Source organism: Haloarcula argentinensis DSM 12282 (assembly GCA_000336895.1).
GTDB classification, from domain to species: Archaea; Halobacteriota; Halobacteria; order Halobacteriales; family Haloarculaceae; genus Haloarcula; species Haloarcula argentinensis.
Genome location: AOLX01000030.1, coordinates 37957 through 60052 on the forward strand (window position 1 = coordinate 37957; position 22096 = coordinate 60052).

At 57.7% G+C, this 22096-nt stretch carries 17 protein-coding genes; 9 read left to right on the top strand and 8 right to left on the bottom strand.

Features of this window, described 5'->3' with window-relative positions; genetic code table 11:
• Window positions 1-144: 144 nt before the first annotated feature.
• Together C443_RS19865 and C443_RS19870 are read right to left on the bottom strand one after the other, a co-directional pair.
• Complete coding sequence (locus C443_RS19865) at window positions 145-1263, bottom strand: pyridoxal phosphate-dependent aminotransferase (RefSeq protein ID WP_005538688.1); 1119 nt, start codon at window positions 1261-1263, stop codon at window positions 145-147.
• A 187-nt stretch (window positions 1264-1450) separates the two neighbouring features.
• A complete protein-coding gene (locus tag C443_RS19870) occupies window positions 1451-2650 on the bottom strand; it encodes an ABC transporter substrate-binding protein (RefSeq protein WP_049944181.1) in 1200 nt (399 codons plus the stop codon).
• A 1093-nt stretch (window positions 2651-3743) separates the two neighbouring features.
• On the opposite strand from C443_RS19870, the gene C443_RS19875 reads away from it, so the two are divergent.
• From C443_RS19875 to C443_RS19900, 6 genes are all read left to right on the top strand, one after another.
• A complete protein-coding gene (locus C443_RS19875) occupies window positions 3744-5447 on the top strand; it encodes a thiamine pyrophosphate-binding protein (protein WP_005538690.1) in 1704 nt (567 codons plus the stop codon).
• A 61-nt stretch (window positions 5448-5508) separates the two neighbouring features.
• Window positions 5509-6471, top strand: a complete 963-nt coding sequence (locus C443_RS19880; protein WP_005538691.1) for an NAD-dependent epimerase/dehydratase family protein — start codon at window positions 5509-5511, stop codon at window positions 6469-6471.
• A gap of 111 nt (window positions 6472-6582) precedes the next feature.
• Entirely contained in the window at window positions 6583-7851 is a 1269-nt protein-coding gene (locus C443_RS19885) for a M24 family metallopeptidase (RefSeq protein WP_005538692.1), read from the top strand.
• 86 nt (window positions 7852-7937) lie between these two features.
• Window positions 7938-8954: an LLM class flavin-dependent oxidoreductase gene (locus C443_RS19890; protein ID WP_005538693.1), complete on the top strand. Its 1017-nt coding sequence runs from the start codon at window positions 7938-7940 to the stop codon at window positions 8952-8954.
• Window positions 8955-9188: 234 nt separating this feature from the next.
• Window positions 9189-9572, top strand: a complete 384-nt coding sequence (locus tag C443_RS19895) for a PaaI family thioesterase (RefSeq protein WP_005538695.1) — start codon at window positions 9189-9191, stop codon at window positions 9570-9572.
• 54 nt (window positions 9573-9626) lie between these two features.
• Window positions 9627-11627, top strand: coding sequence for an AMP-binding protein (locus C443_RS19900; protein ID WP_005538697.1), 2001 nt, complete (start codon window positions 9627-9629; stop codon window positions 11625-11627).
• 113 nt (window positions 11628-11740) lie between these two features.
• Here the strand turns inward: C443_RS19900 and npdG are convergent, their stop codons facing one another.
• Window positions 11741-12412 (bottom strand): NADPH-dependent F420 reductase, encoded by a 672-nt coding sequence (npdG, locus tag C443_RS19905; RefSeq protein WP_005538699.1) that lies wholly within the window; start codon window positions 12410-12412, stop codon window positions 11741-11743.
• Window positions 12413-12547: 135 nt separating this feature from the next.
• The gene (locus C443_RS19910) at window positions 12548-13909 is read right to left on the bottom strand and encodes an NAD-dependent succinate-semialdehyde dehydrogenase (RefSeq protein WP_005538701.1); all 1362 of its coding nucleotides are present in this window, start codon (window positions 13907-13909) and stop codon (window positions 12548-12550) included.
• 107 nt (window positions 13910-14016) lie between these two features.
• On the opposite strand from C443_RS19910, the gene C443_RS19915 reads away from it, so the two are divergent.
• Together C443_RS19915 and C443_RS19920 are read left to right on the top strand one after the other, a co-directional pair.
• Window positions 14017-14733 carry an EthD domain-containing protein gene (locus tag C443_RS19915; RefSeq protein ID WP_049944182.1) on the top strand — a complete coding sequence of 239 codons (717 nt, stop codon included), beginning with the start codon at window positions 14017-14019 and terminating at the stop codon, window positions 14731-14733.
• A gap of 1 nt (window position 14734) precedes the next feature.
• A complete protein-coding gene (locus C443_RS19920; RefSeq protein WP_005538704.1) occupies window positions 14735-15319 on the top strand; it encodes an HD domain-containing protein in 585 nt (194 codons plus the stop codon).
• 384 nt (window positions 15320-15703) lie between these two features.
• On the opposite strand, the gene C443_RS19925 is transcribed toward C443_RS19920, so the two are convergent.
• The 4 genes from C443_RS19925 to C443_RS19940 form a co-directional block, all read right to left on the bottom strand.
• Complete coding sequence (locus C443_RS19925; RefSeq protein ID WP_005538706.1) at window positions 15704-16762, bottom strand: glucose 1-dehydrogenase; 1059 nt, start codon at window positions 16760-16762, stop codon at window positions 15704-15706.
• 455 nt (window positions 16763-17217) lie between these two features.
• A complete protein-coding gene (locus C443_RS19930) occupies window positions 17218-17964 on the bottom strand; it encodes an IclR family transcriptional regulator (protein WP_005538707.1) in 747 nt (248 codons plus the stop codon).
• A gap of 52 nt (window positions 17965-18016) precedes the next feature.
• A complete protein-coding gene (dgoD, locus tag C443_RS19935) occupies window positions 18017-19165 on the bottom strand; it encodes a galactonate dehydratase (RefSeq protein ID WP_005538708.1) in 1149 nt (382 codons plus the stop codon).
• Window positions 19166-19399: 234 nt separating this feature from the next.
• Window positions 19400-20407, bottom strand: a complete 1008-nt coding sequence (locus C443_RS19940) for an SIS domain-containing protein (RefSeq protein ID WP_005538709.1) — start codon at window positions 20405-20407, stop codon at window positions 19400-19402.
• A 245-nt stretch (window positions 20408-20652) separates the two neighbouring features.
• Between C443_RS19940 and C443_RS19945 the strand changes: the two genes are divergently transcribed.
• Window positions 20653-22020 carry an extracellular solute-binding protein gene (locus C443_RS19945; protein ID WP_049944160.1) on the top strand — a complete coding sequence of 456 codons (1368 nt, stop codon included), beginning with the start codon at window positions 20653-20655 and terminating at the stop codon, window positions 22018-22020.
• Window positions 22021-22096 lie beyond the last annotated feature (76 nt).

Consider the following 22096-nt stretch of genomic DNA (forward strand, 5'->3'; position numbering starts at 1 on the left):
TGCAACCGCAGGTGTCGATAGCAGGATTTGGTGCACGATTGCGTACGCATACGCCCGCGACGAGAGATATGACACCGCTCATCGGATGACGAATATGAAACCGCTTGCTGGAGGGAAAGTCAGTCGCGACTCCCTGGTGTTGCCCTACAGAGAGTTCGTGACCGTTCGCATCACTTCCAGCGCCTCTTTCAGTTCAGCTGTGCTCGTGGCATACGAAATGCGCGCCTGCCCCTTGCCACTCGGCCCAAACGCTTCGCCGGGGACGACGATAACATCGTTGTCCAGCATCTTCTGAGTCCATCCGGCCGGGACGTGGGGCATCGCGTAGAACGCGCCCTTCGGCACTGGCGTGTCGAGACCGATGTCCTCTAACCCATCGAGAAGGACATCTCGGCGCTCCTCGAAGGCCGACACCATCTCCCTCACCGGTTCCTGTGGGCCGGTAAGCGCCGCTTCGGCAGCGTACTGTGATGGGGCACTGGCACACGCCTGCACGTACTGGTGCACCCGGAGCATCCGTTCGATTCGCTCCGAACTGGCCGCCACCCACCCGAGCCGCCACCCTGTCATCGAGTACGTTTTTGAGCAGGCACTGGCCTGAATTACCCTATCGGAGCTAGCGAATTCCGCCGGAGAATGGTGTTCACCATCGAAGACGATCTTCTCGTAGACCTCATCGGAGAGGCAAATGACTTCGTGTTCATCCGCTATCCGCGCGAACTCTGCCATGTCTTGCTTCGATTGCACTGCACCGGTGGGGTTCGCGGGGCTGTTAACGATAAACAGAGACGTGTTGTCCGTAATGGCATTCTCGACAGCAGCGGGGTCGAGGGTCAGGTCATCTCTGAGTTCGACCCGCTTTGGCTCGCCGCCAGCGAGTAGCACCAGTTGTTCATAGGCCAGAAACCCGGGGTCGGGGCAGAGCACTTCGTCGCCTGGCTCGACGTGGGCTTCGATCGCGACGTGAATCGCCTCGCTTGCGCCGGCAGTGGCGATGATGTTTTCCGGCGGTATGTCCTGACCGTTATCAGTTGCATAGCGGTCACTGATGGCCTCTCTGAGTTCTGGAATGCCCTTGTTGGACGTGTATGAATCACCCATCCCGTCCCGAATCGCACTCACCGCTGCCTCCCGGGCGTGTTCTGGAGTTGGGAAATCAGGCTGACCGAGACCCAGATTTATTGCGTCTTCGCCTGCCGCCTCGAAGACTTCTCGGATGCCGCTGATATCCATCTCTTCGACGCGTGCTGCGTACTGAGACATCAGTTCATGAGTATAACGGTATTTGATTATAGTCTTTCGGTTGTACGACAGGTACCGTCCCTCCACCTTGCCAGACGGTATGATGATAGTTTCTATCTGAGGTACGACAGTGGTACAAAGGCCACCTGAGTTGTCGTATCTGAAGAGTAATTGTAGTCAGGAGTGGGAACGCCCAGCGGTACTTCGATTACACCTCCACCTGCTCGATATTCTCTGTGCCGTCCTCTGTGTACCTGAAGTAGTTGTACACGGCGCTTGCCAGGTCCCCATTGTCGTCAAACTCAACTGGGCCCGAGACACCCTGATAATTGATTTCGTTTCCGTCAGCCGCCAGTGAAACGCCCTCCCCCAGGTTTTCGGGTCCGACTGTTTCGCCACCGGGATCTGTGACTGCCCGCATTTGATCGCGAATTGCGGCCCCGGCATCTTCACCGGCTGCCGCGCGTGCCAGCATCAGAACCGCCGCAGCATCGAACGACTGCTGATTGAACGGCCCCGGTGCAGAGCCGTACTCCTCTTCGTATGCAGATCTGAAGTACTCGATCCCCGGTCCGGCCGAGGACGGATTGGTCCCGCGGACGTTTGTCATATCGTGACCCACATTCCCAGGCAAGTCATCCGCTCTGAGTCCGTCCGGCACCAGGATATCCATGTCCGCTCTGTCGAAGTTCTCGTAGAAATTCCGGAAGATCTTGTTCCCGCTCTCCGGGTAGCCGATAATCACGAGCGTCTCCGGGTCACCGTCAAGGACGTTTTGCAACTGTGACGTGTAGGAGGAACGACCCGCCGAGTACGAGACCTGATTCAGGACCTCCCCACTGTATTCCTCTTCAAACGTCTTCGTGAATCCGTTTGACAAGCCGTTCCCGTACGCGTTATTCAGAAAGAGAATAGCTGCGCTCTCTTTCTCGAGCCGTTCGGCCGCGATCTGTGCCAGTAGCGATCCCTGCAGCTTGTCCGTTGGCGGCGTTCGGTACACGAAGTCGTTATCTTCCAGTGTGGAGACATCCGGCGACGTCGCCGATGGCGAACACATCACGGTCTGATTCGGAATTGCGACATTCTCTGCGACCTGGAGTGTCACCGATGACGCCAATCCCCCGCAAATTATCGGATACCCACCGTTCACGAGGGCTTCTGCGCCACTCACACCCCGGCTCGGCTTGGTCTCCGTATTCTCAAACTGCGTATCGACCGAGAACCCGTTGTCCGCGTCTCGGACCTGTTTGACAGCTAGTTCTGCTGCATCCCGAATTGCGGGGCCCACTTCAGACAAACCACCCGTTACCCCCATTAGGATGCCCATTCTGATGGTGTTGTCACTACTACCACCGTCTGTCGAACAGCCTGCAAGTCCGACAGCGCCTGCAGCACCAATGCTCTTCATCACAGTTCGACGGCTGACTGTATCGTGCATCGCAACACTCCCCATGACACAATCTTTCGTGATAAACGTTATTATGAACCGTAGCGGTTCTGTGCAGATACGAAACGAGCCCCGAGAGGGAACGAGTCCGAGCCAGTCTCGAACACACCGATACGTAGACGATCATCATCTGACGGACTCGTGTTGTCCACGCTGTCGAGTGCGTGCCGCACCAATCCCGATACTCGTTCGAACTATACGAACGGTGTCGGGACAGGGCGTCGTACGTGCCCTGTGGTCTCGACAGCGCGCTTCTAGCCCACATAGGCACAGGTATCCGATACGAGAGTTCTGATTCGACCGTGTAATCGGTCACCAGCGCTGGACTAGCTATGCCGAACGCGTAGTCCGGTTCTCGCATCGGAATGCAGTCTCAGATTCGGCGATCCGTCGTCACTCTCCGCTGGTACAGGTAATTATCCGGAGGACTCTGGTATATAAATCAATCGTAGAGCATGGTGGTTCGAATCAGTAGAACGAACAGACAGCCAGACCCACTGTATCCCCGTATGTAACTTGATGGCTGAGTTCCATCTGCTACGGGCCCCTCGAAACCACTACGAGTCTTCGTAGTAGAATGTGTTACATCTATATGATTGTAACACCGTGCGAAGATCGTGGGACAAACACTGTTACAGTAGTAACGGTGTAACCCACCGGCCGACTGTCCGATGCTCCAAGATGCAGTTGTCTTACTCAGCAGACCATATTTTACTTAGAAGGGCTTTACCGACCCTCAGTCGATTTATTACTCCAACAATATACGAATATATGTGTGCTACGTTGGGATTTGCTCTGTTCTAACTATTAGAACATTTTTGTGGGCAATAACAGAGAGTACGAGCCCCAGAAAAGTTGTGTCCGCTAGAAACTGGTACTATGGCAGGATCGAATTACTTGAACCCCCGACAGTACATCTTGTTCCGCAGGGCTCCGGGTGTATGGTTACCCAATCATGATTGCTGTAGCGTTGCACCCCAAACTCTATATCTTGGGAGTTACCCACAGTGGGACGTAACGCGATAATAGATAATGACTCCCAAATTCACTACCCATGACTGAAACAGGAAAGCGCCTTGTCGAAGAACTGGACGAGCAAGGCGTCGAGTACGTCTTCGGATATCCCGGTGGTCGTGCCATCGAGATTCTCGACCACGTTCCTGATGCCGACGTCGAGATGGTCCGACCACGCGATGAGCGCGAAGCCAGCGTCATGGCCGAGATGCACGGCCGACTCACCGGCAATCCCGGGGTCCTCGCAGGACAAGGGCCCTGGATCGGGAGCCTCGGTGCAATCGGCCAGATGGAAGGGAAACTCGCTTCCTCCCCAATGGTCGTTATTACCGAGGCAAGCGAGCGTGGCGACTATTCCACGCTCGCGCCGTACCAGCAGGCTCGCGGTGACTACGGTGGGCTGGACCTGCCGTCAGCACTCGATGCCTACACTAAGGAAAACTGGTTCCCCCGCTCACCAACCGAGACAGTACGCAGCCTCCAGCTCGCGTTCAAACACGCGACTGCCGGCCGGCCGGGGCCAACGGCAATCATCCTTGACGGCGACGCCGTCACCGAGGAGATGCCCGAAGACCCGATTCCCCCGGTCTGGGACGGCCACGATCAGGTACAGAACTGGGAATCGCGACCAGCCCGCGAGGATGTTCAGACAGCGATAACAGCTCTGAGCGAAGCTGACCGACCGGTCATCATCGCCGGCAACGGCGTTCACGCGGCCGACGCCTACGACCAGCTCGAAACTGTCGCTGAGGCTACTGATGCCGTCGTCACGACCTCCTATCTCGGCAAGTCGACGTTCCCCGAAACCCACGACCTGGCTGCGGGCGTTATCGGCTCCTTCGGTCACGAAGGGGCAAACCAGGTTGTCAGCGAAGCGGACGTCCTCCTCGTCGTGGGCTGTCGCATGAACCCGATGGACACGAACTGGCAGTCCCCGGAGTTCATCCGGCCCGACGAGCAGACCATCATCCACGCTGACATCGACACACGCAACGCTGGCTGGGTCTACCCCGCAGATGTCGCACTCATCGGTGATGCCGCACAGAGTCTCGACGACTTGGCGGCGACCCTCCCTGAGAGTGCTGGAAACGACTGGGCACGCGATCGTGCGGCCGCAGCACAGGAGTCGTTTTACGCCCCTAGATGCGAGTCGGATGCATCGCCGATTAAGCCACAGCGTGCGGTCAAAGAGATCGAGGCCGTCGTTGATTCAGAGACGATAGTCACCGCCGACTCCGGAAACAACCGATTCTGGTTGCTGAACTACCTTCAGACACCGGACACCGGGACCTACTACGGGAGTGGTGGCGTCGGCGCGATGGGGTGGGCAACGCCGGCCGCGGTGTCCGCCGCCATTACCACGGAGAAAGATGTCATCGCCGTCGCCGGCGACGGTGGCTTCACGATGACGATGACCAGTGTGGAGACAGCCGTCGAGAGCGGCGTCACGCCCACGTTCGTCGTCCTCAACGACACCAGCCTGGGGATGGTCCGGCAGATGCAACACGAGGAGGGCGACATCGCTGGCGTCGAGTTCCACGACACCGACTTCGTGAAGGCAGCCGAGGCCTTCGGCGCTGAAGCGACGCAGGCAGTGACTCCTGCTGAACTCGCGGCTGCACTCGAAAACGGGACTAGCGCCGATGTTCCGTTCGTCATCGACGTTCGCATCGACCGTGATGAAGAGATGGTGGAGTCCCTCCAATCATCGTTCTACAAAGAAGTCGGCGGGCTCCACGAATGAAGTCCCGAACACGGGTCAGCAAAGAATATAAATCAAATACCGACCACACATTGATACGACAATGACAGATACGACAGTACTCGTCACTGGCGGAACCGGCTTCCTCGGCTCGTATGTGGTCGAGGACCTCATCGAACACGGCCACGACGTCGTCGCCTACGACCTCTCGACGGACGACCACATCCTCTCGAAGTTGGGTGTCGCCGACGATGTGACCATCAGGCGCGGTGACGTCTCGGAGGCGACGGACGTGATCCGTGCGGTCAAAGAGACGGGGACGACACACGTCGTTCACCTTGCGGCACTGCTGACGAACACAGCACGGGACAACCCCCGGGCTGGCCTCGATGTCAACATCAAGGGGACGAACAACGTCTTCGAGGCCGCGCGCACCCTCGACGACCAGATAGAGCGTGTCACCTGGGCTTCCAGCGCTGCGGTGTACGCGCCGCCACACAACTACACTGCCGAATACGTCGACGAGGACGAACTTGTCTATCCCGATACGCTCTACGGCGCGACCAAAGAGTACAACGAACATCAGGCCCGTGTCTACCACGAGGATTACGGGGTTGACCACGTCGGACTCCGTCCGACTGTGGCGTATGGCCCCTACCGCGAGACCGGCGGGTCGGCGTTCCTCGCAAACATCATCGAGAAGCCGGCACTCGGTGAGCCGTTCAGCGTCGAATACGGCGACCAGGTGATCGACTGGCAACACGCCCGCGATATCGCACAGGCGTTCCGGAAAGCGACGTTCGTCGACGAGGACCATCTCAGCCAGCGAATCTACAACGTCCGTGGCGTCCTCGCGACGATCCGTGAAGCCGCCAACGCTGTCCGGGAAATCGTCCCGGACGCCGACCTCGATGTCTCCGACGAGGGCGAACTCCCCTGGACCCAGAATCTCGATATGACCGCCGCGCAGGAGGACCTCGGCTACGAGGTCGAGTACAACCTCGAATCCGGGTTCCGGTCCTACATCGACACGCTCCGGGAAGAAAACGGGCTCGAACCGCTCTGACACACCTCCGACCGTCGAATTGTGACATGTGTCTCGTTGGTGCTCGTTTTTCGCGCAGTGGATCAGAATGAACCCAGTGTTTGATTAGGGACCTCCCTGTACGCATAGGTGATGTACGAGCGCGACTTCATGGAAGGAACGCGTGGCACCATGGCCGTCGACTGGGAAGAGCGGATCGACGTCCAGCGGATGCGACGCGAGCGGAAAGAACGAGCCCTCGACCGGCTGCAGGACTCCGAACTCGGGTCGATGCTGCTGATCAATGACCCGAATGTCCGGTATATCACCGGGCTGGCGATGACCGGCGGGAGCGGGGCAGACCATTACACGCTCCTGACTGAAAACGGCGACGTGGTCCACTGGGACACTGCGGATCACGCATCGAACCAGCGGTTCAACTGTCCCTGGCTCGACGACATCCGGTATGCCTGTCCCGGACTCGGAAACGTGCCCCGGGCGTCAGGCAGCGCTTCCGCGCGCGACTGGCTCAAAGACAAGATGGCCGAGACGGTGTACACGGCCATGGAGGAGTACGGTGTCGACCGGGAACCGATGGGCATCGACGTGGGGAACGGGACGCTAATCCAGAAGTTCGAGGACCGCGGCGTCGATGTCGACAGCAGCGCGGCGACCGATATCATGCTCGACGCGCGGAAGACCAAAACCCGCGACGAGATCGAGTGTCTGCGACAGGTCGCTGCCATCTGTGAGGCAGGCTTCCAGAAGATTACGGAGAGTGCAAAACCGGGCAAGCGCGAATCAGAAGTCTGGGGCGATGCGGTCGGCGAGCTCTGGGGGCACGGCGCAATGGCCCAGGGTGGCTACGTGACTTCCGGCCCGAACACCTGGCCGAAACACCAGGCGAACACGACCGATCGAATGATTCGGCCGAACGACCTCGTCTACGCGGATTTCTACAACATCGGCTATCTGGGCTACCGCTCCTGTTACTACCGGACGTTCAGCATGGGCGAACCGACGCAGGCACAGAAAGACGCCTACGAAAAAGCTCGTGACGACCTCTATGACGTCCTCGAACGGATCGAGCCAGGGGCCACGACCGACGAAATCTGCAAGGGCTTCCCCGACAGAGAGGATGAGCATATGGACTGGTACGACGCCGACGAGTTCTGGCAGATGACGACCAACCACTGGGCCCATGGGCTGGGGCTACAGCTCTACGAAACGCCGCTCATCTGGCGCGGACTCTCGCCGGACCACCCGATCGAAATCGAGGAGGGCATGACGATGGCTGTCGAGACGATGCAACCCGCGGAGCGGCAGGGCGTCCGCGTCGAAGAGATGGTCGTTGTCCGCGAGAACGGCGTCGAGATCCTTAGCGAATGGCCCGTTTCGGAGATTACGCGGATCGACTACTGACTGACAGATATCGCGGCCGGTCTCACGTACTGTTCGGTTGCCGGCATGCCACTACCGTTAAGTCGGTTGCGCCGTAACGGAAATTTATGCAACTGGGAACAGGCCTGTTTACCTGTCAGCAGCGCCCGGACGACGACCGCGAAACCAGCGAGATTTACGACGAAATGCTCGAACTGGGGGAAGTTATCGACAACGCGGGCCTCGATAGCGCCTGGGTCTCAGAGCATCACTTCCTCGACGACGATTATCTGTCAGGGGTCACACCGGCACTCGGGGCGTTGGCTGCAGTCACCGACAACATCGAAATCGGGTCCTGTATCGCGCTCGCGCCGCTGTATGACTCAATCCGGCTCGCTGAGGATATCGCGACGGTCGATCAGATCTCCGGTGGGCGAACGACGCTCGGGATGGCCATCGGCTCCAACGTCTCCGAGTTTGACGCCTTCGGGATTCCCGACGACGAACGGGCTGAACGGCTAGCCGATACGGTCGACACGCTTCGCGGTGCCTGGTCCGACGGGCCGCTCGACTACGAGCCGGAATTCCACGACATCTCGTCGGACGTCACTGTGACGCCGAAACCTGCAGACGACGTTCCCCTCATGCTTGGTGGGGCATCGCGTCCTGCCGTCCGGCGGGCCGCCCGGACCGCTGACGCATGGTGTGCCCCGTCGTCGCTGTCAGTCGGTGGCGTCCGGAAGCGCGTCGAAGACATCCGAAACGTCCGTGACGACGAGGATATCGAGGGCGACTTTCAGATATATGTCCTCCAGCACGGGTTCGTCGGTGACTCCCGCGAGGACGCATGGGCGCAGATGCGCGACGGCTACCTCTACATCCAGCGCCGATACGAGGAGATATTCTCCGGCGAGACGGTTGCAGAACTCGACGAAGAGAGCAAACAGGAACTCAAAGAACAGGCTATCTTCGGGACGCCCGAACAAGTCACGGCGGAACTCGAAGCGTACCGTGAGGCACTGGGCGACGACATTCACTTCATTTTCCGGACGTACCACCCCGGAACCGGAACGCAGGAGATGGCCGAGTGCATCCGGCGGTTGGGTGAAGAGGTGCAGCCGAAGATCAGCTATAGTAGCCATTGAAATTCAATGCACACCCGATCGCACGACGGCAGTGCGATCGGTGTGTAAATCGTTTCAATTGTTACTATAGGACTGGCACATGATGTCGGTGACTGTTGGAACATCAGATACCGTCTGACCCGAAGGGGATGCGACACCACAAGCGCCAGTAACTCCCTCGGTGCCGCCCGTGTGTTTCGGACCCTCCTGAACACCAATACTTATTTCCCCAGGTGAAGAACCGAATTGATGAGTATGGACATCGAAGCATTCTTCCAGAACATGCCGTTTGCCGACCTGCTCGATATCGAGATAACCACTGTCGATAACGGGCACGCCGAAGGCCATATCGAAATGCGGGAAGAACTGTCGTGGAACGAAGAGCAGATAATGGCTCACGGTGGCGTTACGTTCACCCTCGCTGATACCGTTGGCGGAGCCGCTCTCGTGTCCCTCGTCGACCAGCCGGTGCCGACCATCGATATGCGCATCGATTACCTCGAAGCCGGAACAGGAGACCTCAGAGCGGAAGCAGATGTAGTTCGTCACGGTGGTGACGTTGGCGTCGTCAATGTGGAAGTGTACGCCGAAGACGGTACACAGGTCGCAGATGCGCGCGGCGTCTACAAGACGGGATAGCTCGATTGCAGCGACTGCACAGCTTCCGGACACTGTCACAGCCACGTGAATCCAATGTCAGACTCACTCACAGCACTCGAAGCGGTACAATACGAGCCGAGCGAGGCGTTCGTCACCCAGAGCAACGTCTACGCGTTCATGCAAGAGCACGGCATCGAGAACTTCGAAGAACTCCACAGACGGACAGTCACCGATATCGACGGTGAGCCGGCGTCCGGACTTGACTGGTTCTGGGATGAGATAGTCGATTATCTCGATCTGGAGTTTTACAAGGAGTACGAGCAGGTCCGCGATGACACAGACGGCCCGCAGTTCACGGACTGGTACGTCGGTGGGGAACTCAATATCGCTCACAACGTCGTCGACCGTCACGCAGCCCCCGACTCTGAAAACCGAAATACAGTCGCGACAATCTGGGAAGGAGAGGACGGAACAGTCCGTGAGGTCACCTATCACGAACTCCACCAACAGGCCAATCGTGTCGCTAATGCACTCGAAGAGCGCGGTATCGGAATTGGTGACACCGTCGGGCTATACATGCCGATGGTCCCGGAAATCGTCCCACTGCTGTATGGCTGTTTCAAGGTCGGTGCGATTGCCGTCCCTATTTTCTCCGGCTTCGGAGTCGACGCAACAGCAACCCGCATCGAAGACGCCGAGTGTTCGGTCCTGTTCACCGGCGATGGTTTCTACCGCCGGGGAAGCGAAATCGACCTGAAGTCGGCCGCGGACGAGGCTATCGAGGTGGCCGGTCACGTCGAACACACCATTGTCTATAATCGGCTTGGTTCTGCGGAGTCTGCCCTCCCGTGGGACCCCAATCATGACGAATGGTGGGCGGATGCAGTCGGGTCCCAATCCGCCGACTACGAGACCCAGTCACTCCCCGCCGACCACGAGTCGATGTTGCTGTACTCATCCGGGACAACAGGCAAACCGAAGGGCATCGTCCACACACATGCTGGCGGGCTCGTCCAACCGGCGAAAGAAATCTTCTTTTCGTTCGACCACAAGCCCGCAGACCGGTTTTTCTGGGTCTCGGACATCGGCTGGATGATGGGGCCGTGGACGCTGATCGGCAATCACGCCCACGGTGGTACCGTCTTCATGTATGAAGGGGCACCCGACTATCCCGAGCCGGACCGGTTCTGGGAAATGATCGACACCCACAATCTGTCGGTGTTCGGGATTTCACCGACAGCGATCCGTTCGCTACAGAAGCACGGCGACGAGTGGCTCAATGGGCACGACCTTTCGACGCTGCGCCTACTAGGCTCGACCGGCGAGCCGTGGGACCCGGACTCCTGGGAGTGGTTTCTGGAGAACGTCGGCGACGGCACGACACCGATTATGAACATCTCCGGGGGAACGGAGATCTTCGGCTGTTTCCTCCAGCCGACGCCGCTCCACTCGCTGAAGCCAGGGACGCTCGGTGGCCCGGCGCTCGGCATGGACATCGACGTCGTCAATGCACAGGGGGAGTCCGTTGCCGAAGCCAACGAGAAGGGGTATCTGGTCTGTCAGTCGTCAGCGCCGTCGATGACAAAATCGCTGTGGAGCGGTGACGAGCGGTACCTCGAAGAGTACTGGTCGCGGTTCGGCGATATGTGGGACCACGGCGACTGGGCGCAGAAAGACGAGGACGGCTTCTGGTTCTTACACGGTCGGTCGGACGATGTCCTCAACGTCGCCGGCCGGAAGGTCGGCCCGGCCGAAGTCGAGAGCGCACTTATCGAACACGATGCGGTCAACGCCGCTGTTGCGATCGGAGCGGACGACGAAACGAAGGGGACTGCGGTTGTCACATACGTTATCCTCAACGAGGAGTACGAGGAGTCAGAGGACCTTCGCGAGACATTGCGCACGCGAGTCGGGACAGCGCTTGGCAAGCCATTCCGTCCGCGTGAAGTTCGCTTCGTCGATGAATTTCCGGAGACCCAGTCCGGGAAGATTGTGCGGCGAATCATTCAGAATGTCTACGAGGGCGCAGAGCTGGGTGATCTCTCAAGTATCGAAAACCCCGACGCAATCGACGGAATCGACAACGCGCGGTAAAATACTTCCCTGTCTGGTTGTGACTGTTTTCGGACATAGGCAAAAGCGAGAACGCAATCGACCTCGCTACGATACTATCGAACCACGGCGGAGGACGGAAGCGCGGCCGGCGTCTACGTAAAGCTCACACCGACATCGTGCATATCCTCGTTGTATCGAGCGATGTTGATGAGCAGTGGCGTCAGACTCTCGACTTCCGCGGCGTTCGAAAGCGGCCCAGCAGGGATCGGTCGGACGCCCGCAAGATCAGCAGTCAGCGACACGACTCGGTCACTAACCGCCGAGTCGTCCGCGACTACCAGCGTATCCACATCGAGCGTGGCCTCTAGATCCGACAGCCGATCCGCTGCGAGGTTGTGGAACGCACCAGCCACTGGAACAGATTCAGGCGCCCGCTCCGCGACAAACTCGGTAACGCTCCCCGTCGATGGTGGTCGGTAGTGAAGTCCGTCCCCATCGCCGTTCATCCCGACAGCGGGGCTAATGAGCAGTTGGTCCGAGAGCGCGTCATCTTCTGCCAGTGCTTCAACTGTATCGCCGACGTGATGTGGCGGAATGGCCAAGATAACCACGTCTGCACTGGCCGCGGCGCTACTGTTGTCCGTCCCGTTGATTTCAGTCTCGACACCGTGAGCGGCCAACCGTTCTTCATACGTTCTGGCTCGCTCGCTGGCTTTTGCAGCGTCCCGCGAGCCGATCGTAATCGCATGGTCCGTGTCGGCGGCAAACCGCATCGCGAGTCCCTCACCGATGTCACCAGTACCGCCCAGTATAGCTAACTCCATGCACTCGCATAACGCCCCGTGAAACAAGAAGCTTTGTCCTGTCACCGAAATCGCTGGCTGCCGTGGGCTGCTGCCAGCAGACGGGAATCGAGCGCGTCAGCAATAGAAGCACCACCCAGTGGCAAACGCGAACGGTTATTCGATCCAGACCGTCTTTTTGTTGACGAACTCTTTGATTCCCATCTCCGAGAGTTCACGACCGTAACCGGCGTCTTTGATGCCGCCGAACGGGACCCGTGGATCTGATTTGGTCATCTCGTTGATGTAGACACAGCCCGCGGAGATGTCTCGTGCCAGACGCTGGCCGCGTTCCCGGTCCGCCGTCCAGAGGCTTGCACCAAGGCCAAACCGGGTGTCGTTCGCGACTTCGATTGCTTCCTCTACATCAGCGACCTCGTAGACGGTCGCCACTGGGCCGAACGTCTCCTCGGTGTCAGCGGGGCACCCTGAGGGGACGTCAGTCAGTACTGTCGGTGGATAGAAGGCCCCCGGCCGGTCAAGCGGTTCGCCGCCAGTCAGCACCGTTGCACCGGCGTCAACGCTGGCCTGTACCTGATCGTGGAGTTCGGCCATCAGGTCTGGGTCAGCCTGCGGGCCGACATCGGTTTCGTCGGACATCGGGTCGCCGACAGTGAGGTCTTCGAAGGCAGCGACGAGCCCATCAACGTACTCCTCGTAGACGTCCGTGTGAACGATGAAACGCTTGGCGGCGATACACGACTGGCCGCCGTTCAGTGTCCGTGCTTGCACCCCAGTTTCGAGGGCCGCATCGAGGTCTGCGTCGTCGAGGACAATAAACGGGTCAGACCCACCGAGTTCCAGGACGGTCTTTTTCAGATGTTTGCCGGCCGTTTCGGCGACGGCACGGCCGGCGGGGCCACTTCCGGTCAGCGTTGCCGCACGGACACGATCATCTGCGAGGATGCCGTCAACGTCACTGGAGCCAACCAACAGCGTCTGGAACGCGCCGTCAGGGTAGCCGGCTTCGGCAAACACTTCTTCGAGCGCGAGTGCACACCCGGGAACGTTCGAAGCGTGTTTGAGGAGGCCCACGTTGCCGGCAGTGAGATAGGGCGCGGCAAAGCGAATGACCTGCCAGAACGGATAGTTCCAGGGCATCACTGCAAGCACTGGCCCGAGCGGGTCATGGACCGTTTTTACTTCTGTCCCTGGCGGACTGGGGTGGTGCTCCTCGGAGAGATATTTGTGCGCGTATTCGGCATAATGATCACAGGCCCAGGCACACTTTTCGACTTCAGCAACAGCCTGCGTGATTGGTTTCCCCATTTCCCGGGTCATCAGCTCAGCATACCGCTGTTTGTTCTCCCGTAGGACCTCGCCGGCGTTTACCAGCAATTGCTCGCGCTCGCGCAACGGGACATCGCGCCAGTCCTCGAACGTCGACGTGGCACGGTCCAGTTTTCGTTCGACTGCCTCGTCATCGTCAGGGTCGTACACGTCCAGCCGCTCGCCCGTAGCCGGGTTGACTGCCTCCATATCGGTTCAATCTTCGGCGTCATGCATACATTAATCTTTACTGGCCTAAACACTCTGACAGGAAACAACGTTAGCTTTTATACTCATAGGTCAGAAATGTGCTGATGATGTACAAGCACGTAGCTCTGTTAGTCAGACAGGACGGTATGTCTCACGAGGAGTTCGTCGACTACTGGCAGACCAATCACACGCCGATCGCGAAGGACATCGAGGGCGTGGTTCGCTACCAGCAAGTCCTTCCAACAGAGCCATCACATGCCGAATTTGACGGGCTGGCGGAGCTGTACTTCGAGACGCTTGAAGACCTGCACGAGGCGCTGGGCAGTCCCGGCTCCCGGGACTATGATCCTACCAAAGAGATCGCCGCAAAGGCCCGCGAAGACGTGAATAACTTCCTTGCTGTCGAGGAGCGGCCGCGTATCATTGGCGAAGAGATCGTGCAGAAAGACGAGGTCGGTGGCGACACTGACGGTCTCTACAAGCACTCGGCGTTTCTCGTCCGGCAGGACGACATGACCCACGAGGAGTTCGTCGACTACTGGCAGACCAACCACACGCCGATCGCCCGTGAGATCGAGGGTGTCGTCAAGTACAATACGGTCATCCCAACAGACCCCGCGAACGCCGAGTTCGACGGCGTCGCCGAACTCTACTTCGACGACCTCGAGAAGCTATACGACGCACTCGGCAGCGAAGGATCGCGGGATTACGCACCGGACAGAGGGAAAGCGAAAGCGGCCCGCGAGGACGTGGATAACTTCTTGGCTATCGACGAGCGGCCCCGGTTTATCGGCCAGGAACAGCTCGTCAAGGACGAGGGGTAGTATGCCCGACTACGAGGCGCAAGTCACGGAGGCGTTCCCGGAACTCGACTACATCTCATCGGACGACCTTCGTAGCAAAGTCATCGAAGCGTGGACACTCGCCCTTGAACGAGGTGGCTGGCGCGACATTACGGACATTCCCTACGCCTGGAATATCCACGAGGTAACCAACGTCAGGCACGTCCGCGGTGTTACCAGAATCGCACGAGAGTCCGCTATCGAACAGCAGGAGTTCCACGGGGCCGACCCCGATATCGACGTGATCGTCGCGGCGACATTACTCCACGACGTCGGAAAGTGCTATGAGTACGTCGACTTCGTCGAGGACGAGAAACTACTCGACCCGGACCCGAGATACGCAACCGAAGAGGTCCCACACTCCCTATCAGGCTATGCACTTGCGCACGAGGTCGGCTGTCCGCTGGCGGTCCAGCGAGCGATTCCGCACTTTATCGGCGAGATCCCGACGCGGACACTGGAAGCCGAACTCGTCAAGAGTGCGAACTCCGCGTCCTCGAACGCGATTACGCAGTCAACGATGGGTATCACGCTCCAGGAGTGGGTTGATGAGTACTCCCAGACGTAGCCACTGGCGCGAACGATAGCACCCCTGCTGAAGAATCGATCGGCGGAGTCAGTCCTTCATAGGCACGGATAGTAACTGCGTAATCTAACGCCTTGTTGACCGTCGGTAGTTTCGAGATCGCCAGTACCGAAGACACTATCCACTGGTTTCCCTCGCCCGTATTTTGAGTATAGCAGTTTATTTCTACTCGTTTAGCAGATATTTGTGTCTAAACATAGGAGGTGTGCCTCCATAGAACAATACTTATTGACATAAACAGCTCTAAAACAGTGATATCTACCCAAACACACCTAAAAGAAAATTAAGATTATTATTAATACGCGTGTGTGGGAGAGGATACAACTCTTTGAGCCAAATACGTGTACATTGCGGGTATGCTGTTACTTAGGTGCTAAACTCAATGTACGACTTGATAGTATCCGGCGACTCCTCGAATGCATCCGCAAACTCCAACACAGAGCACTGGGTCGTCATGATAGACGCAAGGAACCAATCCGGGTATTCTGCAAGAGTGTTACGAGCGCGTTTGTAATGCCGGATATTGGAATTCACGCTCCCGAGCAACGCTTTGTTCTGGAGGACCAACTGCCTGTGGAGCGCCCCACCGTTGACAGTAAATTCCCAGTCCTCAGGGATGCCGAGGAGGACGCCGACTCCGTTCGCACCAAGTGCCTCGACCGTCGAAAACGCGTGTTTTGCGTGCCCCGTCGCCTCGAACACCAGATCCATCGGCTCGTGGACTGTAGGGATTTCGTCCACGGCCGTCTGTCGAGAATTAATGTAGGTGGCCCCTAGCTCCTCGATAATATCGATGGTCGGGTCCGGCCGTTCACGACGGCCGAGACAGTACGTTCGCTCACACCGGTCTGCAAGCATCGCCAATGTAAGCAGTCCCAGCGGTCCGTTTCCGAGGACGAGTCCAGCAGAGTTCTGCCACTCGAAGGTCGACCTGGACCGCTGTGCCAGCTCGAGTGCTTTTTCGACATTGCTGATCGGTTCGACCAGAAATCCGACATCCGCAAGCGATTCCGGGATCGAAACGAGAAACGACTCGGGTGTAGTGAAGTACTCGGCCATGTAGCCGTGCGCGCCCGCAATCCCCCGTTCGACATACTCACCGGGTGGAGCCATATCAGGCTCGTTGTTCTCGAAGAACCGACTCGACGTGTTTGCGGGCCGACGGACTGTCGGGACGACAATCTCTCCTTCGTTCAGCGCGGTCCCGTTCGAGGACTCGACGACGCCGACGGCCTCGTGGCCCAGTATCTGGTAGTCGCTACCCTCGGGAAACTCGCCGTGTGATCCCGATAGCACCTCGAAGTCCGTTCCGTCGATGCCAACTCGGAGAGTCCTCACGAGGACCTCTCCCTCGTCCGGTTCCGGGCGCTCGATGTCGATCCGTTCTGGCCGAGTCTTCTCCCGCTTGACAGCGATTGCATCCATTGTTGTAGGTATTCCCGTGAGTGAAACGCACCATCCATCAACAGTTGAATGTTTCGACCAGGAGACAAAAGTACCTCGTCGAGGGCGTTTCACATTATGAAAAATTGTTTGGACACTGGAAGGATACTGAACGAGAGCGGTGGAAAGGAAAGCAGGTGAAAGAGGCTCGATTCAGCACCGCTACGGTACGATATGTGCATATCTAGGAGGGCCTGGGTTCAATTGAGCGAATCGGGATAATAAGTGTACGGCTGTTATGCCATTCGCAGCCCGCTCTCGAATTGTTTCGCTAAAAGAAATACTCTATTTCGGATGAAAATATTTGTTGAGATATGTATGGCAATGCTGAAACTGCCAGCGGCCAAATAGGACCGGAGCTGATGCGGCCGTACTGAGCTTTGCCGATTCCAGACTATCCTGATAGTGCTTCCGTGAACAGGAATGCTGCGATCGACTCAGATCTGCTCCGCATTGAGTTGTCTGACGGCGCTCAGGATCATCCCGGGGACATCCTCCTGTAACCGTTTCCCGCCCAGTCGTTCAGCGTGTCCCGCCACGTACACAGCTGCGGTCGTGGACTGGTCCTGAATCGGAACCGCAACGCAATTTACGTCCGGATACTGCTCACGGCGCTCGAACGCGATCCCCCGGTCCCGGATATTATCGAGTTCGGCGGTAAGCGTCTGGCGGTCCGTAATCGTGTTTTCGGTCATCGCGGGCAGATCAGTATGGTCTAAAATAGCATCGACCTCCTCTGGACCAGTCGCTGCGAGGATTGCCTTTCCCGGAGCGCTGCAATGAAAACACGGGGAGTTTACGTGTCTCGGAGAGTCGTCAGCAGCGGTATGATAGACATCGGCGATTTGCTTTTCGCACTTGATAACCAGTCCGGCAGACTCGCCGGTCGTCGCTGATATCTGGTCTATCTGGGGCTTCGTGTCGTGGTAGATGGGTGCCTGTGATTTGACGTGTTCGCCGATATCGGCAAACTGTAACGTCAGCTGATAATCCCCTGTACTCTTTGTAACGTAGCCTGACTGCAACAGCGTATTCAGGTGCTTGTACGTCGTACTCCGAGTGTACCCGAGTTGTTCGGCCACCTCTGAGACGCCAAGCGGCCCGTCGGCATCTCTGAGCACGTCGACGATGGCGAACGTCTTCATCGGTGCAGAAAGTGTTGCTGTCTCAGTTTCGTCGGGCATAAGATTACTACTCCCGTCTATATCTTAAGTTTTTATTATTATGAAACAGTCGTTACCAGTCGGCGACGCTGCCGTCCTCGTGCCGCCATATCGGGTTGTGCCAGTCGAGATCGGCTTCTGCCTTCTCCCGAACCACGTCTAGCGCGACGTCGATACCCAGTCCCGGGCCGTCCAGCGTCTTCAGGTAGCCGTCGTCGAACGCAAACGGGTTCGAATTCAACAGATCGTGTGCGGGACTGGTCGTCTCAGAGTGGACGTCGAACCCCTGATCTTGGACTAACAGGTTCGGAACGACTGTATCGACCTGGATCGACGCGGCCAGCGCAATTGGACCCAGTGGGCAGTTCGGTGCAATGGCGACGTCGTGTGACTCCGCCATGTTAGCCAGTTTGACCATCTCTGAAATACCGCCGGCGTGAGAGACATCGGGCTGAATCACGTCAATCGCCCCCGTTTTGAGGAGATCTTTGTAATCCCATCTCGAATACAGTCGCTCACCTGCTGCGATGGGTGCGTGTGTCTGGGCCGCGATGTTCGGAAGGTGTTCGATGTTTTCGGGAAGCACCGGCTCTTCAATGAACATCGGTTCGACGGATTCGAGGCGGTTGGTAAGGGTCTTGGCCATCGATTTTGATACTCGGCCTCTGAAATCGATCCCGATATCCACTCGGTCGTCCACCGCTGTTCGAACGTGCTGAATTCGTTCTGTGATCTCGTCGAGTGATGCCTTCGTTTCGATGAACCGGGTCTGATTCGTCGCATCCATTTTGAGTGCAGTGTAGCCAGCCTCGGCCAACCGCGTCGCTTCTGCAGCGACATCCTCCGGCCGGTCGCCGCCGATCCACTTATACACTCTAACCTTGTCGCGGCTTTTCCCACCCAGCAGTTCGTACACAGGTGCGCCGAAGTGTTTCCCCTTGATATCCCAGAGTGCCTGATTGATACCAGCGATGGCAGACATCAGGATCGGGCCGCCGCGATAAAATCCGCCACGATACAGCGCTTGCCAGTGATCCTCAATTCGAAACGGATCCTTGCCGATGAGGTACTGATCCAGCATCTCCTCGACCGCCGCTCGAACTGTTTTCGCTCTGCCTTCGATAACAGGCTCACCCCAGCCCAGAAGCCCAGTGCTGGTTTCTAGCTTCAGGAAAACCCAGCGGGGAGGGATTTCGAACAGTTCGTATCCGGTGATTTGCATACTGCTGCATCGTATCCGGAGTGTGATTAATCTTCATAATATAACGACATAATCCAGCTCCCGCCGAGATAAAATATCGGTTGTACGGCTGTGTATCGTGACGTTCGTCACCGCTGGTGGGATCTACAGGACGCCAGAGGATCGAAAAGATAGCAGTGTCGATCAGCAGCTTCGATTCAGTGTTTCCCATCGACGATTGACATGTGTTATCGCCGTGGTCGCTGATCCAGCCCGCTACCCCAGTGCACTCCACTCGATATGTTTCGAGAGTTCCGGTGGATCGTCCGGATTGTATCCCTTCTTGACAGCCGTCTTGTACGTGAGCGATTGCAGGATCTTTAACGGCACTATCGGGTGATCTGGCGAACGGGACGGGAGTTCGATTGAGATATCTCCACCGTAGTCGTTCGTCGGCCGCCGCAGGACAATTGTGGTCACTCCGGCGTCGCGTAGCTTTGAAACGACCTCGCTGGTCAACGATGCCTCCGATTCCTGGGTAGCAATGACGAGTGCCGGCTCACCGGCAGCGTTTGCGATGGGTCCGTGGCTGATTTCCGGTGTCGGGAGTGCCGTCGTATGCAACAGTGCACCCTCGCCGAACTTCGTCGCCGCCTCGCCTGCAAGCCCATATTCGATCCCCTGTCCGAGAGTGTAGAGTGTCTTGGCCTCCGCGAGGACAGCGACGGCTGTCTGAAAGTCCTGTTCGACGACGTTCCGGCACATGCGTTGTAGTTCGCTCGGTGTGTACTCACTGTATTTGCTTTCGAGTAGCGAGAACGTCAGCATCAACGCGGCATCGACGGTTTTGGTAGCGAGGACTGCTTTCTCGGTCCCCGCTGGCGTGACGAGGACCACGTCCGCTACTGACCCGAGCGACGAATCATCGGTGTTTGTGATGCCAATAACGAATGCACCCTTCTCCTTTGCTCGTCGAGCGGCTGTAACGGTTTCAGACGTCTCGCCGGACTGGGAGTAGGCGACGACAACCGTTTCCTCAGTAATCGGCGGACCGGCGAACAGGTATTCTGACGCGGCGTACGCCGTTGCGTCGATGCCGTTCTGAAAAGACACATACTGACCGATCACACCGGTCCAGTATGAGGACCCACAGCCGATGAAGTGGACCCGGTCAGCGTGTGCAATACGCGTGCGTGGCTCGGAAAGGTCGCGCGTGCTCATTTTGAAGTCATTCAGTCGGTCGATACCGGAACGGATCTCGTCGTAGACTGCGTGTGTGGTCATGGTTTGATGTTCATAGGGCGGCACTGTGGTCAGTTGTTTCAACGACAACGCCAGCAGAGGCTCCAGTCAGCCAGCAATCATCCGACTGATCGGAGTCTCTCTGCGATCACTTAGATTACCGATTGATGGCAGTAGATTATAAAACCATACGATAGGTATTTGTGATAGCTCATGGGACCGCACCGTTGCGAAGAATGTCCTAAACAATTAATTATATATACCACCTAGGTCGTTAGTGATAGCATATGTCAGACAATAGTTTGCGGAGCGGCCAGCGACGTCGCTTCATCAAAAGCGCCGGAGCGGCAACGGTCGCGCTGCTCGCGGGCTGTGGCGGCAATGAAAGTTCGGAAAGTACCGCCGGGGACGACGGGGATGGCGACTCCGGCGCGAGCACCGGGGAGCAATCGAACGATATAACCACCCTCACAGTCCGGCACTTCGTCAATGACCACATTGAGACGTTCTACGAGAAACACAATCCCATACTGAAGAAAAAACACGGGATCAAGGTGGATTTCGAGACGATGGGTTGGGGCGTCGCTCGGAAGAAGCAAAACAACAGTATCTCCACCCGGACCGGTCCAGACGTCGAAGAGATAGCGTCGACGTGGATGCCACAGCAAGTCAATTCCGACGGCTGGATGGACCTCGAAGAAGCCGGCGTCTCGATGCCGACAGACAATATCTACGAATCGCCACTTCAGATAGGGAAATTCGACGGCGTCCGTGCTGGGTTCCCCTGGTTCTGGGGGCCCCGCGGGCACATTTATTATAAATCGCTGTTCGAGGAAGCTGGTATCGATGGTCCCCCGTCGACCTGGGACGAACTCGCGAATGATGCGTCGAAGTACAACAAGCAGGCCGAAAAGTGGGAACAGGAAGGCTACAACACGAGGTACCTGTTCGGCATTCCTGGTGCGAACAACTGGGCAGTCGTCCAGTACTATATGATGCTCATCTGGCAAAACGGTGGGAGTGTGATTGACGGGTCCAAGCCGACATTCGACAGTGACGCGGCGGTAGAGGCGTTGAATTTCTACAAGGATCTGTCCACGACGCACAAGGCATCCCCACAGGCCTCAGTCGAGTGGAACGGCGTTGCACGGAACAACGCGTTCAGCAGCAAACGGATAGCTTCGACGTGGCAGGGGCTCAGGGTTGCAAACGATATTGACGCCGAACTCGGCGTTGGCAAGCCGCCGGCCGGTCCCCGGGGAGAGTCGTCGACTTTCTTCGGAGTGAACCTCATGGGCATCCATCCCTGGACGAAGAAAAAGAGCGAAGCCGCGACGTTTATCGAGTATCTGATGCAGCCAGCGGTCAACGCAGAACTCGCGAAGGGGTCTGGCTTCTTGCCTACGATCAAGAGTAGCTTCGAGCAAGAGGCCTTCCAGGGAGAGCTGTATCAGTCCTTCAGTGAAGACGTTCTGAACAACACAAACGCCAAGACAGCGCCGCAAGTCGTGGGCTGGGGTGATGTCTCCGGTGCGATCAAGGGAGCCGTCACCAAGGTACTCACGAAGGCAGCAACGGACTCCTGGTCCGAAGGCGATACCCAGAAGGCACTCCAACAGGCTGCGATGCAGGCAGAGAACGCGCTTCAGGGATAAAATCCGAAAACAGGTCGTTTCAGTGTGGTTCTCCGCTTGTCCGGCCGAATAGCTACTAGCTTTGTGTCGGGACCGT